The sequence below is a fragment of the Fluviicola sp. genome, from assembly GCF_039596355.1.
Classification (GTDB): Bacteria; Bacteroidota; Bacteroidia; order Flavobacteriales_D; family Crocinitomicaceae; genus Fluviicola.
Window position 1 is genome coordinate 692,850 of sequence record NZ_JBCNJW010000001.1, and the last position, 17,397, is coordinate 710,246.

The 17,397-nt window shown below is 44.1% G+C and carries 10 protein-coding genes; 6 read left to right on the plus strand and 4 right to left on the minus strand.

From position 1 onward, the window contains the following. Positions 1-29: 29 nt before the first annotated feature. Positions 30-1,073 (plus strand): gliding motility-associated C-terminal domain-containing protein, encoded by a 1,044-nt coding sequence (locus ABDV94_RS02775; RefSeq protein ID WP_343604566.1) that lies wholly within the window; start codon positions 30-32, stop codon positions 1,071-1,073. 193 nt (positions 1,074-1,266) lie between these two features. Here ABDV94_RS02775 and ABDV94_RS02780 read toward each other — a convergent pair whose 3' ends face one another. Continuing rightward, complete coding sequence (locus ABDV94_RS02780) at positions 1,267-1,497, minus strand: helix-turn-helix transcriptional regulator (protein WP_343604568.1); 231 nt, start codon at positions 1,495-1,497, stop codon at positions 1,267-1,269. Between the two features lie 510 nt (positions 1,498-2,007). Here ABDV94_RS02780 and ABDV94_RS02785 point away from each other — a divergent pair. The 4 genes from ABDV94_RS02785 to ABDV94_RS02800 all read left to right on the plus strand — a co-directional run bounded on the left by ABDV94_RS02785 (position 2,008) and on the right by ABDV94_RS02800 (position 14,722). Next, complete coding sequence (locus ABDV94_RS02785) at positions 2,008-3,000, plus strand: gliding motility-associated C-terminal domain-containing protein (RefSeq protein WP_343604570.1); 993 nt, start codon at positions 2,008-2,010, stop codon at positions 2,998-3,000. A gap of 13 nt (positions 3,001-3,013) precedes the next feature. Beyond that, positions 3,014-6,322 carry a tail fiber domain-containing protein gene (locus ABDV94_RS02790; protein ID WP_343604572.1) on the plus strand — a complete coding sequence of 1,103 codons (3,309 nt, stop codon included), beginning with the start codon at positions 3,014-3,016 and terminating at the stop codon, positions 6,320-6,322. 174 nt (positions 6,323-6,496) lie between these two features. Then, positions 6,497-9,103 carry an ATP-binding protein gene (locus ABDV94_RS02795; RefSeq protein WP_343604574.1) on the plus strand — a complete coding sequence of 869 codons (2,607 nt, stop codon included), beginning with the start codon at positions 6,497-6,499 and terminating at the stop codon, positions 9,101-9,103. Positions 9,104-9,214: 111 nt separating this feature from the next. Beyond that, positions 9,215-14,722, plus strand: coding sequence for a T9SS type A sorting domain-containing protein (locus tag ABDV94_RS02800; RefSeq protein ID WP_343604576.1), 5,508 nt, complete (start codon positions 9,215-9,217; stop codon positions 14,720-14,722). Between the two features lie 351 nt (positions 14,723-15,073). On the opposite strand, the gene ABDV94_RS02805 is transcribed toward ABDV94_RS02800, so the two are convergent. After that, entirely contained in the window at positions 15,074-15,592 is a 519-nt protein-coding gene (locus ABDV94_RS02805) for a hypothetical protein (protein ID WP_343604578.1), read from the minus strand. Positions 15,593-15,644: 52 nt separating this feature from the next. Here ABDV94_RS02805 and ABDV94_RS02810 point away from each other — a divergent pair, with 52 nt between their 5' ends. Beyond that, entirely contained in the window at positions 15,645-15,899 is a 255-nt protein-coding gene (locus ABDV94_RS02810; RefSeq protein WP_343604580.1) for a hypothetical protein, read from the plus strand. 117 nt (positions 15,900-16,016) lie between these two features. Here the strand turns inward: ABDV94_RS02810 and ABDV94_RS02815 are convergent, their stop codons facing one another. Then, a complete protein-coding gene (locus ABDV94_RS02815; protein WP_343604582.1) occupies positions 16,017-16,490 on the minus strand; it encodes a nucleoside 2-deoxyribosyltransferase domain-containing protein in 474 nt (157 codons plus the stop codon). Positions 16,491-16,495: 5 nt separating this feature from the next. Beyond that, entirely contained in the window at positions 16,496-17,335 is an 840-nt protein-coding gene (locus ABDV94_RS02820) for a TIGR02452 family protein (protein ID WP_343604584.1), read from the minus strand. Positions 17,336-17,397: the final 62 nt, after the last annotated feature.

Genomic DNA, 17,397 nt, shown 5'->3' on the forward strand with positions numbered 1-17,397 from the left:
AGGCAAGTTTCCTTGTCCTACCGGATGGTATGACAAAAACTAATTTTAGTAATATTTTTTATCAATTGGGTAGACCTGTTTTTTATATAACTTTTATTCTAACACTGTTCACTTTCCTGCATGGGTATGCTCAGGAGAAGAACCTTGTTCCAAATGGAAGCTTTGAAGAATACTATCAATGTCCTATCTCGGTAGGTGCCGTAGGCAATGACCAATTGGAAAGATGCAAATATTGGTACAAGCCAACACACGCAACTACAGATTATTATAATGCTTGCCAAACAGACCCAAGTTCAGGGGTTTGCGTCCCAAGTAATTGGTTTGGTTGGCAACAGCCTTTTGAGGGCGAAGGATATATTGGATTAGGTACTTTTATTGAAGGATCTTCTTCTGCTGAATATGTCCAATGTAAACTTTTACAACCATTAGAAGCATGTAAAAAATATCATTTTTCAATGCGTGTAAGTCTTGCGGATTTCAGTTCCAGATCGACAAATACTTTAGGAGTACGGTTTGATAAATACCCTATAACGTACACTCTTCCGCTAGAATTTATTGGATTTGAGCTACCTGCTAGTGTTGCGATGTATGCTTATATCACAGACACTGTAAATTGGGTTCTTTTTTCCGGAAGTTATATTGCTGAAGGCGGAGAACAATTTTTAACCATAGGCAGGTTTGTTGATACAAGTCTTTATTCAAATTCAAATGTCCCAAACATTCCAGTAAATTGTGACTCTTGTTTTGGAGGTCTTCCAGAAGCTTATTACTACGTGGACTCTGTTACACTAGTTCGAACTAATGAAATGGAAACAGATGAAAACATCCCAAATATTCTAACTGTAAATGGAGATGGAATAAATGATTATTGGCATCCAAATAACGCTTGTTTAGATAATTGGAGCTGCGAAATTTTTAATAGATGGGGAAATAAAGTCTTTCAATTTGTTCAAGGAGATAAAGGCTGGAATGGAAAAGACAAATCTGGAAATGAGTTGACAGAGGGAGAATATTTTTATAGGGTCTTCAGTGAAAACAAAGAAAAAACAGGTTTTATTCAGTTGGTAAAGTAACGCTTATCAATACATGAAAATAAAATATATTTCAAGACCGTTCCTGTTTTCCGCAGTAGCAGTGAATGCAAAAATAAATCCAATGATTTTCCTGTTTTTCGTGCTAGCGTGGTGATTAGTTCTGTCTTGTTCATTTCATTTAGATTGAATAACCTAAATATATGAAATAGATGACCAGAAGACAAATGAGTATTTATTCATCAAAATCAAATAATTCTTTCATGCTGATATTGAGGGCAGATGCTATCATTTTCAATGTACAAACACTTGCGTTCTGTTCCCCTCTCTCTATTCTGCCGATTTGTTCTGCAAAATTGTCCATTTTGCCTGCCAAATCTAATTGGGTCATTTTACGCTCTTTTCTAAGAATTCTAATTCTTTTTCCGAGCTTTTTAAGGTACACAACATCTTTTACATCCTGCATGATACAAAGTGGCAGGTTTTAAAAAGAAAATAATAGAATATATATGTTCTATTTTGTGAATAATGTTACATTCGCATTTTAGATAGATGCTAGTTCAGTAGCATATTTGACTGGACGGAAATACCAAGCTTCCGTTTTCCTTTTGTTTTAGCGCAAAAGAGTACTACAACTTCTTGACGTAATTGTCATGCACAATCGGAAGATCGTAAAATGCTTACGGTGCTGAAATCTAATTTTGCATTAAGTTCACACCCTTTAAAAAACAAACAAAGAACAGAAATCCTATTCACTGGCGAAGCTGTCCTATCGTGGGGCATCATGTATAGGGAGACCTAGGCACTTCGGAAGTCCATTGCCCGATTGGACAATTGAACGATCACTATTTTGTTCCACTATTTAAATTAACGCTCAAATGAATAAATAATCCAACCTTTTGTTAGGTAGCTCGTCTATGAAATGTAGGCAGGTTTCCCTGTCAGCCGGATGGCATGACAAAAACTAATACTATTTTTGGAACAAACTTATCAATTGGATAAACTCGTTTTGCATATTGTTTTTTTATTGACGCTATTCATTGCCAAAGCACAGGAAAACCTTGTTCCAAATGGTAGCTTTGAGGAATACTATTCCTGTCCGGAAAGCAATGACCTAAACGATGGGCAACTGGAGCACTGTAAGGGCTGGTGGAAACCTACTAAGGGTACAAGCGATTACTTTAATGAATGTAACCATACCATCGTTAGTGTGCCAGCTAATTTTTGGGGCTACCAGCAAGCTTTTCAAGGGCACGGATATGTAGGTATAGTTCCTATCGAATGGAACAAAACAACCGGTGAGATTGTAGCGCAAGAATATATCCAAACAAAATTGTCTCGTCCCTTGAAACCCTGTACAACTTTTCATTTAAGCTTTTATGTTTCATGTGCCGATTTATCGCACTATGCGATCGGTAAACTTGGTGCATATTTTAGCAAGCACGAAATACAAGGGCAGACAAATCAAGTTCTAGAATTTATTCCACAGGTTCGAAATCAACAAATTATATCTGACACAATTAACTGGATAAAAATTGAAAGTGATTTTATAGCTACGGGAGGAGAAGAATATTTGACTATTGGATATTTCTCGTCGAATTTCGCCTATGATACAATGTTTATACAAACGGCGAGTACTCCAAGTGTCGCACCTTATTATTACATTGACAGTGTATCGGTAATAGAAATCGGAGAAGTTGATGGGTGCGATATTAAAATCCCCAATATCTTCTCGCCAAACAGTGACGGGATAAACGACCAGATTGATTTCAGTTATCTCGACGGTTTCGAAGAACTCGACTTTAGGATATTGAACCGTTGGGGAAATGTCATTTTCAAGTATGATGCTAACAACATAATATGGGATGGTACAACTCCAAACGGAGAGCCTTGCACAGACGGGGTATATTTTTACGTGCTTAATTCGAAGACCACAAGAAAAACAGGATTTATCCAATTGATAAGGTAACGCTTATCAATACATGAAAATTAAATACATTTTAGGGCTGTTCCTGTTTTCATTGGGAATGGCACAGGCACAGCAGATACCTTCCGGATTTCCTGTTCCGAACGGCAACTACACCACGGCCCAACAGGCAGCGAGTGCCTGGTATCGTGGAGGGAATTTACAGGGAAATCAAGCCCAGGACTTTAACTTGTTCGGAACGGCCTGGAACTCACCGATCTATTTCATTACCGGGGGTTATTCAACCACAAATTATCGGATGAAGTTGAATGGGGATTTCTCCAATTCTTCACAATATCCAATTGATGGTTACGGTACTTATGGAAATGCGAATACCTTAGTAAATACCAGCGGTTATCTGTTGTTGGGGCCGGACGCTCCATTCCAGACCCAGCTGAACCAGACGATCTACAACAATCGTGGCGCATATTCACTGTTGCACTTAAACGGTACAGCTCCTATCCAACAAAACGGGTACAGACCCTGGATGAAGACTGGTATAACTTTCACGGATAACCAGGACATGAGCTATTTCGGACTGCGACAGATCGGAACCGCTTTGGACTACACAGAGACAGTGCTCAACTGGTCGGACAATACCAATGGTTTGGACGATGATATGTGTTTCCGTTTTACGGGACCGACCACATCCAGCACCACGATTGATCAGACAAACCTGCGTAGTACAACTGATCTTGACGGATTGCACATTGCCCGTTTTTCTTCGACTGGTCGGTTTGGATTGGGGAATACCTTCGGACATACCAATGCACCGGGACACCCGATCAACTTCTATGTTTCACCACAGTCATTGTTGCACATGAGTTATGACCATCAGGTTGGAGTGGCCAATCAGCCTTATGGTTTCATGCAGGTTACCTACCGTCAGGGAACAGGTAGCCCCGTGATCGGAACAGGAGAGGCAGCAACCGATGGCCTGCGTTTTGGAATTGATAATACAATTTTTTCAGGGCCTCAGAACCACCTGAACAGCTATTTGCGTTGGCAGGAAGCATCCAGTTTTATTATTCAAACCGAGGATGATAATGTACCAAATATTTCATCCAATGAAAGACTTCGCGTTACTTCCATCGGAGCGTTGAACTTAAATTATAACACATTGCTTTACGACGGTTTGACAGCCACAACCAATGCAACGCGTATTTCAATGAGTGAGTCCGGTTCGGCACCGCTTATGCGCCCGAAAAGTCTCCTGCACCTGGGATATGATTATGGAGGACTTTTTACTGTACAGGGTTACCGTAAATGGATGGACTTGGGAGTACTTACCAGTAACAACAAAGATCATGTGTGGCTTGGTTTGAAACCTCGTACATCACTGACAACAACAGTTGCAGCTGACTACGATCAACTGGATGCAGTGGTAGCCTGGGGAACCGACAGAGAAGCGACCTCTCCGACAGCAGTAGATAACATGCGATTTATTTTTACAGGACATACGTTTGATGCAAACCCGGAGGGTGCTCCTTCCGTAAGTACCGATGGTTTGGAGATGGCGCGACTATACCCTGCTACAGTGTATACTCATCCAGTCTATAATGCGAGTGGTGCACTCATTGGCAGTGAAAAAAGCTATGGTAGATTTGGCGTTGGAGATTTTACTGCTTCCGGGGTTAACGGAAATCCAACTGAAAAGTTAGATGTAGTAGGAAACGCACGATTACGTTATCTGCCAGATTCAACGTACATGGCCGATACCACGGTTCAAAAGATCGTCATGGTAGACAAGAATGGCGTATTGCGCTGGAAATCTTCTATTCCGACATCATTTGGAGCAGCATGTTCCGATGCGATTAATGGAAAGTTGCAATTTGATACCAAGGTAGACCTCAATGACCACAACCTGTATTTTACAAGAAACAACGTTGTTGGAACCAATAAAATGGGGCTTGGATATGATTGCGGGACAATCATGGAAGCAAAGTTGAACGTGTTTTCTAAAAATGAAACCTGGTCAGGAAGCTTTTATGTGGACGGAAATTCTCCGGTTGATGTTTCTGCAAACAGCCACCAGGGAGGTGTAAAAAGTATCATTGACTCTACCCGTACATTAAACGCAACAGCGATGTACGGTTATGTCGCTCCTAATAACTATGTTACAATGGGATCCCAGATTGGGGTTAAAGGAGAAGTAGACGCACGTTCCGCAAAAGAGGCTATCGGTGTTTTCGGAGATGCGAGCGTACTAACACCAACAAGCGGTGCGCTTGGAGGTAGATTTCTTTCCAGTGGAAGTGCAGCTGGTAGAGCAGTACAAGCTCAAAACAGTACCGTACAAACGGCTGGAACCTATTCCGGATTTGGTTTCGGAGGAGATTTCAATTCCATTACGACTTTCGGGCATATTGTAAACTCCAATACCGGAGTTGGAGGAAGTGCCACAGGAAATGCGACCGTGAATATCGGTGTGCGAGGTTTGGCAAGCGGAAACGGTACAACCAATATTGGCGTATATGGAGAAGCACTCAGCGGAGGTGTTAACTGGGCAGGTTACTTTGAAGGAAACGTATACGTTTCCGGTTCATTTGGTCCTTCCGACCAGAATCTGAAAGAAAATGTGGTGACAATGGAACATGCAGACTCGCTCCTTGGCCTGTTGAACCCGGTAACGTTTGATTTCAAGGTAAATGATTACCCGCAGCTGCATCTGCAATCAGAAAACCAGATGGGATTGATCGCACAGCAGGTAGAAACCGTTTTCCCAAATATTGTGAAGGAAAACACTTCTCCGGCGCAGTATGATTCAGTAGGAACGATGATCTATCCATCTGTGACATTCAAAACAGTGGATTACACCAAATTAATTCCGGTGCTGATTTCCGGACACCAGGAACAGGCAAGAGAGCTGCACGCAAAGGATTCAATTATTGACTCCCAGCAAAGCCAGATTACAGATTTGAATAACCGTTTGACGCAATTGGAAAACTGTTTATCCGGAATCCTGCCTTACTTGTGTCAATTGAGTCAAAGTGCCATTCAGGCAAATACGCCTGAAGCACAGGAAGAAGTACGCAGAAACCTCAATATCACGTTGAGCAACCGCAGTGCGATCGTTTTGGATCAGAACGTTCCAAACCCGTTTGCAGAACAAACTGTTATCAACTTCTCCATTCCTGAGACGGTACAAAAGGCACAAATCCATTTCTATGATGGAAACGGACGTTTCATGAATTCAGTTGAAGTGACGGAAAGAGGCATCGGAAGCGTGACCGTATTTGGTTCCGATCTAAGCACAGGGATCTACACGTATACGCTTGTTGCTGATGGACAAGTTGTCGCAACGAAAAAGATGATGAAGCAATAAGCAGGAAAATTCTTGCTCCCATTTCTTTAAAAGCCGTTCCCTGACATTATCAGTCTGGGAACGGCTTTTTTTTGCCTCAAAGTCTCATCTCTTTCAACAAAACAAGTCTTTCGAAGAAATTGAGTAATTTTGGATGCCCCGATCTCTCAGTCAGGGGAACCCTTGATGCCAACTATGACAAAGTTTGTTTTATTCTTCGTTTTAATCGGGGCTGTTTTACTTCCCCGGCAGCTGTTTGGTCAGGATCCTGTGGATTCCCTGCGTTCGTTGATGAAACAGGCGGGTGAAAAACGCAAGGGCGAACTCAACCTGGAGTTGGCCAATTATTTCCTGGCAGAATATCCGGATTCTTCGATTGTTTATAGTGGAATTGCCCGTACGATCGGGAAGCAGACAAACAATCACGTGCTTGTTATCCGTTCTTATACTGTAATCGGAGAAGCCTATCAACGGCAAAATAAGATGAAGGAAGCCATTTCGTCTTATCTGAAGGGACTTAAACTGGCAGAGAAATACGACGAAAAATCGCTGGCAGGAACCATTTACAACGGAATCGGGGTTTGTTACTTTTACCTGAGTAACCCGAAAAAGGCCGAAGCCTATATGAAGCTGGCGGCCCAGGCCAAAAAAGAGGCGAATGATTACCAGTATTATGCGATCATTGCAACGAACCTGGCCGGTTTGCAAATCATGAACCAGTCGTTTGATGCATCGATCAAAACGCTGAAAGAAGCCGAAAAGACCCTGATCAAGAATAAACAAGACGAATACCTGGCAACGGTTTACAACTCGCTCGGAGCCGCATATCAGTCCGTTCAGCCCGATTCTTGCCTGTTTTATTACGAGAAAAGCCTGGATCTCGCAATCCGGAAGAAAAATTACCTGAATATGATGAATGCCTATCAGAATATCGGTGATTATTATTTGGATCGAAAGCAATATTCCCGTGCAATCGACTACATGAAAAAAGCACTGCAGACGAATGAGCATCGTCCGGAAGATCACTACAAACCGGCGATGTTTGAACGGATCAGTGCCTTGTATGATTCGATCGGGGACTATAAAAATGCCTACCACTACAAAAAACTGGAAACGGAAGTCCGTCAGCGCTTGTTTTCAGCTGAAAAGGAAAAAGAAATCGAGGAACTGGAAATCAAATATCAAAGCGAGAAGAAGGAAAAGGAAATTCAACAGCACAAACAGGAAATCGAAAAACAGAAGAACCAGCAAAACAGGCTGTTGTTCGGTGCTGTCTCGGTGTTTTTAATTGCCGGATTCAGTACCTACCTGCTTTTCCAGCGCAGAAGAATTACGCAGCAATTTGAACAGGAAAAATTGCGTTTGTTTGAGAATATTTTCCACGAGATCAGAACACCACTCACGCTGATTGAAGGCCCGATTCAGCTGATGAAACAACAGGGAGATGCGGTTTACCGGGAAGAACTGGCATTGATGGAGCGGAATTCCAAAAAACTGATCAGCCTGGTCAATGAACTGCTGGATGCATCCAAACTGGGAAAAGGCAGTTTTCAGCTTCATTATACCACCGGAAATCCGGGAGATTTTATCGGGAATATCGTGAACAGTTTCGTTGCCGAAGCCGCTTTGAAGGAAATCCGGGTTGTTCATACAGTGCATGATTTCGGATCGTCTTATTCTTTCCCGTCAAACGCTTTGGAAAAAATACTTTCAAACCTGGTTGGGAATGCAGTGAAATACTGCCCGCCGAAAGCGGAAATCCAGGTAGAATCACGGATAGAAGAAAACAAACTAATCGTCCGTGTAAGCGATAACGGGCCGGGAATCCCAAAAAGAGAACTGAAAAAGGTCTTCCGCCGTTTCTTTAGAGGAAAACACGATGCGGATGTGAGCGGAACCGGAATTGGATTGTCGCTGGTAAAAGAACTGGTTGATTTGACCAAAGGAACGATCTCGCTTCAAAGCAGTACTTCCGGAACCACATTTACTGTCGTTATCCCGGTTGAAACTGTACAGCATGCCACAGAAATGATCCTACCGAATGAAGGTGTCCCGATCTTGCTCCTGGCAGAAGATGATCCGGACACCGCTGCATTCAGCATGTCGGTATTGAAAGAACATTTCCACATCATTCACGCTAAAAACGGGAGAGAGGCGCTTGACCTGATTCGGGAAAACCTGCCGGATATGGTTCTTTCCGATATCATGATGCCGGAGAAAGACGGAATTGACCTGCTGCGTGAAATCCGTTCGAATGAACTGACGAATCACCTTCCTGTGGTTTTGTTTTCCGCAAAAGCATCTCCCGAAAGTCGTTTGGAAGGATTGCAGCACGGGGCGGATGCCTACGTTTCCAAACCGTTTTCGCCGGAAGAGTTGAAACTCACGATCCGCAACCTGTTCACTACTATTCAGCGAAATAAAGAGGCTTACCGGGAATCCATTCAGTCGGAAAAAACATTCGAAGAACGGATCCAAAGTGAGCATGCGTATGTGAACAAAGTAATCGGGTATATTGTCCATAATATCGACGATCCTGAATATTCTGTCAACGAACTTGCTGCGGATATGACTGTCAGCAGAAGTCAGCTGCACCGGAAATTAGCCGCCTTAACCGGCTTTTCAACAACAAACTTTATCGCGATGATCCGGCTCGAAAAAGCAAAGGATTTGTTGCGGAACAACGAAGGAAACATCACCGAAATTGCATATAAATGTGGTTTCAGCAGTCAGTCTTATTTCACCAAATCATTTACCGAATATGTCGGTCGGAGTCCCAGTCAATTTATTAAAAATCAATAGTTTTTGATCGCTTGCAACAATAGTGCACGATCCGGCAACATGATTACACATCGTTTCAAACACTGCTGGCTAATTTTGCAGACGTATCAATTATTTAAATCAATCAGTTTTATGACAAAGTATCTTTTGTTATTCATCATTTCTCTCTGGCATATTTTCTCCTATGCCAATGATGAATGTGCCAATGCGGTGCAATTAACTCCCGGAACAACCTGTACTTATACTACGGGATCATTCAGCGGGATGACCATGACCGGCGCTGCACCTTCCTGCGGAAGTAACTCGATTCAGGATGTGTGGTACAAGTTTACCGCAACAGATTCCACGATGAGTATCAGCCTGGGGTCAGTGTCCGGGTTAAATCATGGTTTTGAGCTTATCCAGGGCAGTTGCGGCGGAACAGTAATAGCTTGTGTGAATAATTATGCATCCAGTTATGCAGAGAGTTATTTCAACAATAACTTCATTCCCGGACAAGTGTATTATATCCGTGTCTTCAATGCCATTTCGTCCTTGAGTACGGCATCCTTCTCGATCTGCGTTCAAAAATACGCCGCCCCTTCAAATGACGTGTGCGCGAATGCAACGGTTCTAACTCCCGGTACTTCCTGTACCAATACTGCCGCAACTTTCAGCGGGGCCATGATGAATGGCGGAACACCTGCTTGTGGAATCGATGCATTCCAGGATGTGTGGTACAAGTTTACGGCAACGGATTCTACCATGAGCATCAGCCTGGGATCTAGTTCGGGATTAAATCACGGATTTGAAATTATCCAGGGTAGTTGCGGAGGAACCGTGGTTGCTTGTGTGAATGGTTACGGATACAGCTATGCGGAGAGTTATTTCAACAATAATTTCATCCCGGGACAGGTGTATTATATCCGTGTCTTCAATGCTGCGGCATCTTTAACAACCTTGTCTTTCACCATTTGTGTTCAAAGATATCCGAGTCCGGCGAATGACCAGTGTGTCAACGCTACGACATTAACACCTGGAACTACCTGTACCAATGTGGCTGGAACGTTCAGCGGAGCGATGATGAACGGCGGAATTCCTTCCTGTGGAATCAACACGATCCAGGATGTGTGGTACAAGTTTACGGCAACGGATGCCACCATGAGTATCAACCTGGGGGCAACTTCCGGATTGAATCACGGATTTGAGATCATCCAGGGAAGCTGTAACGGAACCGTTATTGAATGTGTGAATGGTAATGGAGTCAGCTATTCGGAAAGCTATTTCAACAATAATTTTATCCCGGGACAGGTATATTATATTCGTGTCTTCAACGCATCAGGGGCTTTAACGACTGCATCTTTTACGATCTGTGTTCAAAAGTTTCCAAGCCCGGCCAATGATGCCTGTGCGAATGCAATTACCTTGACACCTTATGTTACCTGTGGTTATACAACCGTTAATTTCAGCGGAGCGATGATGAATGGTCCGGCTCCGTCTTGTGCTCCGAATGCTTCACAAGATGTTTGGTATAAATTCGTTGCGACCGATTCTACGTTGAGTATCGATTTGGATGCTCAATCCGGAGTAAACCACGGATTTGAACTGATCCAGGGTGGTTGTGGCGGAACGGTTCTGTTTTGTATGAACAATAACGGAACATCCTACTCGGAAGGTTACTTCAACAACAATTTCATCCCGGGACAGGAGTATTACATCCGTGTTTTCAACGTTTCCGGTAATTTGTCTACGTCCAGTTTCCTGATGTGTATTCGCAAATACCCGAGTCCGTCGAATGACCTGTGTTCAAACGCAATAACGATTACCCCGGGAACAAGCTGCGGGAATATCTCGGCGACTTTCAGTGGTGCGATGATGAACGGTCCGGCTCCGTCTTGTGCTCCGAATGCTTCACAGGATATCTGGTACAAATTTGTGGCAGTTGATTCCACGATGAGCATCGATTTGACAGCTACCTCCGGTGTGAATCATGGATTTGAGATCATCCAGGGCAGCTGTACCGGAACGGTAATTGCTTGTATGAATAATAATGGTGTTTCTTATTCAGAAGGCTATTTCAATAATAATTTCATTCCGGGACAAACCTATTACCTGCGTATTTTCAACGCTTCGGCGAACTTGTCAACTACCAGCTTCACGTTTTGTGTCCGCAGATACCCGGTTCCGGCGAATGACCTGTGTTCAAACGCAATAACGATTACCCCGGGAACAAGCTGCGGGAATATCTCGGCGACTTTCAGTGGTGCGATGATGAATGGTCCGGTTCCGTCTTGTGCCCCGAATGCTTCGCAGGATATCTGGTACAAATTTGTAGCTGTCGATTCCACGATGAGTGTTGATCTGACCGCCACATCCGGTGTGGATTTCGGTTTGGAGATCATCCAGGGTGGTTGTACCGGAACGGTAGTTGCTTGTATGAATAATAACGGAGCTTCTTATTCAGAAGGTTATTTCAATAACAATTTCATCCCGGGACAAACCTATTACCTGCGTATTTTCAACGCTTCGGGTAACTTGTCAACGACCAGCTTTACGTTTTGTGTCCGCAGATACCCGGTTCCGGCGAATGACCTGTGTTCAAACGCAACAACCATTACACCGGGCACAAGCTGCGGGAATATCTCGGCGACTTTCAGTGGTGCGATGATGAACGGATCAACTCCATCTTGTGCACCGAATACTTCTCAGGATATTTGGTACAAATTTGTAGCTGTCGATTCTACAATGAGTATCGATTTGACGGCAACATCCGGTGTGAATCATGGATTTGAGATCATCCAGGGTGGTTGTAACGGAACGGTAATTACTTGTATGAATAATAACGGAGCTTCTTATTCAGAAGGTTATTTCAATAACAATTTCATCCCGGGACAAACCTATTACCTGCGTATTTTTAACGCTTCGGGTAACTTGTCAACTGCCAGCTTCACGTTTTGTGTCCGCAGATACCCGACTCCGGTCAATGATCAATGTATGAATGCCATTGAGCTTACACCGAACCCGTCTTGCAGTTATACCTACGGAACGTTCAGCGGTGCGATGATGAACGGCGGAATTCCTGCCTGTGCAATTAGTACGCCGCAAGACGTTTGGTACAAGTTTACCGCATCAGCTACGTCAATGGGAATTCAATTGAATGCAAATAGTGGTTTGAACAGTGGTTTCCAGGTTTACGAAGGAAGCTGTTCCGGCTCAGTCATTAACTGTACCAATGCGAATGGTAGCAGTTATAGTGAGGCTGCGACACTGACCAGTCTCACGATCGGACAAACTTATTACATCCGTGTGATCAACGCGTCATCGGGATTGACTACCAGTACTTTTGGAATTTGTTTGACCGGTCCGACTCCAACTTCCTGTACACCTTCTGTGTCTATTTCTACGTCAAACACGACTATTTGCCAGGGAAGTTCTACAGTATTTACTGCCGTACCGACGCACGGAGGAACTTCACCTTCTTACCAGTGGAAAGTGGATGGAGGAAACGTTGGTACAAACAGCGCGACTTACACCACCAGTACTTTGCTGAGCGGAAGTGTTGTGACTTGTGTCATGGGAAGTAATGCAAGTTGTGCTTCGCCAACCGTTGCAACCAGTAATGCCATTACGATGACAGTTGTGAGTAATGTTACTCCGACCTTTACCCAAATTCCATCGATTTGTTCCGGTGATCCGTTGAGTTTGCCAACCACTTCGAATAATGGAATCAGTGGTACGTGGAGTCCGGCAGTGAACAACACGGCAACAACAACCTATACGTTTACGCCGAATGGGGGGCAGTGTGCAACAACGACTACCATGACCGTGTCTGTGGGAAGCGTTGTACCAACATTTACTCAGATTGCAGCGATTTGTACGGGCGGGTCATTTACTTTGCCGACCACTTCGAATAACGGAATCAGTGGTACTTGGAGTCCGGCGATCAACAATATGACGACTACTACGTATACCTTTACTCCAAATGGAGGACAGTGTGCTTCACAAACAACGATGACAGTTACTGTAAATACTGGAACAGTACCTTCTTTTAACCAGATTGCAGCGATTTGTACGGGTGGGTCATTTACTTTGCCAACGACTTCTACGAATGGAATCAGCGGTTCGTGGAGTCCGGCAGTGAATAACACGGCAACGACAACATATACTTTTACGCCGAATACCGGACAGTGCGCAACGACTACGACGATGACCGTAACAGTGAACAATGGTTCAACAACGCCTTCGTTCACGCAGGTTGCAGCGATTTGTACCGGAGGCTCGTTTACACTTCCAACGACTTCCACGAATGGAATTACCGGTTCGTGGAGCCCGGCAGTGAATAACACGGCAACGACAACATATACTTTTACACCGAATGCCGGTCAATGTGCAACGACGACAACGATGACTGTAACTGTAAACAATGCGTCGATTACGCCGACGTTTACACAGATCGCTGCAATTTGTCCGGGCGGATCCCTGGTATTACCGGGAACTTCCACCAACGGAATCAGTGGTTCATGGAGCCCGGCGGTGAATAACACGGCAACAACGACGTATACCTTTACGCCGAATGGAGGACAGTGTGCAACAACAACTACGATGACCGTAGCGGTGAGTAGTACAGCAGTAACGCCGACATTTACACAGATTCCTGCAATTTGTATTGGTGGATCATTCACTTTACCGACCACTTCGAATAACGGAATCAGTGGTACGTGGAGTCCGGCAGTGAACAACACGGCAACAACCACGTACACTTTTACACCGAATGCAGGGCAGTGCGGATCAACAACGACCATGACAGTTACGGTGAATACTACTTCCGTAACACCAACGTTTAACCAGGTTCCTGCAATTTGTGCGGGGGGATCGTTTACTTTGCCGACTACTTCCACCAATGGAATCAGTGGTACATGGAGTCCGGCAGTGAACAACATGGCAACAACAACTTACACGTTTACACCGAATGCAGGGCAGTGTGGAACAACTACCACGATGACCGTTACGGTCAATAACAGTGTGACGCCGACCTTTACCCAGGTTCCTGCAATTTGTTCCGGTGGCTCATTCACCTTGCCAACTACTTCTACGAATGGAATCAATGGTACGTGGAGTCCGGCAGTAGACAATACCGTAACAACGACCTATACATTCACACCGACTTCGGGACAGTGTGTTGTAACGACAACTATGACGGTTGTGGTGAATTCGGTGAACACAGGAACAAGCGTTCAGGGGAATACAATCACGGCGCTGGCAACAGGAGCAACGTATCAATGGATCAATTGTTTAACGAATCAGCCGATCAATGGAGCTATAAATGCTTCGTTCACACCAACAGAAAGCGGAGCGTATGCGGTTACCGTTACTCAAAACGGGTGTTCCGAAACATCAGATTGTGAGGTGATGATTGTTCTTGGCCTGGAAGCCAATACTCAAAAAGGATGGAATGTGTATCCGAATCCTGCAAGCGATGAACTGTTTGTGGAACTGGATGAAACAAGTGCGATTGAGATTATGGATATGACCGGAAAAGTGATTCAGACTCAAGTTCTGAAACCGGGCAAAAATGCGATTAATATTCACGAGCTGAGCACCGGAGTTTACTTCCTGAGATCGGCATCGGGAGCGAACGTGAAGTTTGTGAAGAAGATGTGATACTGGAAATGGGATTTCCCAGCTTTTTGCCACCCCTTTACAAATTGATAAAATGGTGTAAAAAGCCCGGATTTATTGGCTTAAATGCCATTTCCTACTACCTCCAAGCCCCTGGTTCTTTCAAAAGAGTCAGGGGTTTTTCATTCATTCATTATCAGAAACAACTCAATGCGTCAAAGCGGAAGACATCAACGATGCCTGGAACAAAGTCGAGAACAAAGAGGCGCGTTACAGATACGTGATTGATGCAAGTACGTTTTAACGAATTACAATTTCTGTACATACAACAAAAAGCGGGGAGAACCAGTCCTGGAACTTCCCGCTTTTTTTGAATCCGTTTCGTATGATGGATTATCCTTTTCCGGGCTTTTTGATCTTTTTGAGTGAAGCTAATTCTGCTTCTTCTGCTATTCCGGTCCTGGTGCAGCTGTTGGTTTCAAAGGTGTTGGGCATTTTAGTATGTTCTCCATAACCGATAAAGATGTCTTCGACAGCATAAATGATGTAGCTTTCACCAACCTTGAATCGAACACCACAATCACCTCCACCGAAACCGGTGATGATCGTAACGGTATCCGATTGAATTTTGCCTTTGTACCTGGAAGTCACCAATACCCGAAAACTAACGCGTTCCAACTCTCTTCTTAATGAATTGTTTTCATCCCGAGGCAGCGTGATTTCATCTCGCGACAGGATTTTTCCTACTATTACCAGGTCCGATCGTTTCACTTCCTCTTTTACGGAATTTTCACCGATGCAGGAACAGCAAAAACCGGTTTGCCCCAAAAGGAGCAGGAATAAGAGAATAATTCCGTTTTTCATAATGATCTGATTGGAGTTGTTAAGATACCATTTTTCCGATTTTTCCATAATTTGATTCGCGCATTTTTGATTTACTTTACTGGCTGAAAACTGAAATTGTATGGAATCTCCCAAATTACCTCCTTATTTTAAACCGTTTCTGGCCGTTGTATTTGGCGTTCCGCTGGTTTTATCTTACCTGTTTACTGAAATGCAATGGTATCCGGCGACGTATGTGATCGAATGGCTGACAGATGAATCCGGGATGTTCCGTTTCAAGACCGCTGTTGTTTTGAATTGGGCCTTGTTTCTGATCCCGGTATTGATATTGGGGCTTATTGCATTGCCTTTTATCAAGAAGCGATATGATAAATAAGTAACAATTGAGAATTGAAAAGTGACTTCGACTCCGCTCAGTCTACTTTTCAATTTTAAATGAGTGGGTAGGTGGACGTAATTCCGCAATATTACGTCCAGATAAGATTGGGGCGAATCACTGTGTTTTTGAAGTTACAATCATACGGACTTCCCGCATCAATCCTTCCAAATTATCCACCTGCTGAATGCCGAAGCGCTCACAGACAATATCCACGTTTCCCTTTCTCCAAAAACCTTCCGGACAACATACGATCACTTTCCCCGACCGGGCGAAAAGTCCCAGTTCAAGTAAGGTAACCGGAGATTTTGTTTCGGGGGAGAAGTAATACACAATCAAATCGGAACGTTCCAGTCCGTTGAGTTCCCAACTTACCTGTTCGTTGAAAATGGCATTGCTCTTTTCCTGTTTCCAGCTCGCATCCCAGTCGTCGCGCCGTGGATTGAGCAAGCAGATGTTGTCCACGTCCGACAGTTCCACAGCAATGCGTTCCTGCCAGTCTGTCGCTGTTCCCATTTCAATTGATCCGGCAAGGAAAATAGTGAACCGGCCTGCTGCGAGTGCTAAATCGGATGTTGGTTTGAGGATCATATGGTTTAGTAGTTTACCGGAATTTCAAACGCTTCTTTGAAGATATTCAGGATAGCGACGTCTTTTCTTCCGTAAATGGCAAATACAATCTTTTTGAAGCAGTTTGCATACTTTCCTTCAAGTAGTTCTTTAAAATAACCGGCTACTTTCACCGGATCATTTTGGAACACACCGCAACCCCAGGCTCCGAGAATCAGGCACTCGCTTTGCTGGCTGAAAGCCGTTGCAAGCATGTGATCAATGCGTCGCTTGAATGTGTCCTCAAGTGCTTCGAGTTCATTCTCGCGGTGATGCTGCAACATCGCACCTTTGTTCGGAGCGGGTGAGGTGATCACGTGCACCGGAACCGGTTTGTCCAGGAAATCGCCATTGTCATTCATCCAAAAGAGTACATCCGGACTGTAAATCAAATAGTCGGAATACAGGAAGCTGGAATGTGCCCTGTTGTATTGGTACATGGTCAGGTCCTTCGTCAGGGAAGCATACAGAGATGAGGAACGTGCCAGGCTCTCTTCCTGTGCGGATGCTCCGCCGATGAAACCGCCGCCCGGATTTTTAGCCGAAGCAAAGTTCAGAACGGTTGTTTTCCGGTAAGCGGATTCGTGCAGCAGTGCTTCGATCGTGGATTGATGTGTAACCAGCAATTCTGTTTCGAAGGTTCCCGGTGCAACGATTGGTTCTCTGGCCAGTTTTTCCAGTTCTTCCGGACTGAGAGTGAAAGTGCGGTCAACACTGGAGTGAATTGCTGCGCTGACATCGATTTGATCCGTTTCCCTCACAAGGATCCCGGTATCAATGATTTCCAGTGTGCGTTCTGCTATATAGGCGTTTTTGTGTTTTGACATGTTTTTATGATTTAATTGGTTAATAGTTCATATTTCGACAAGCTCAGTATGTTTAGTTCAAT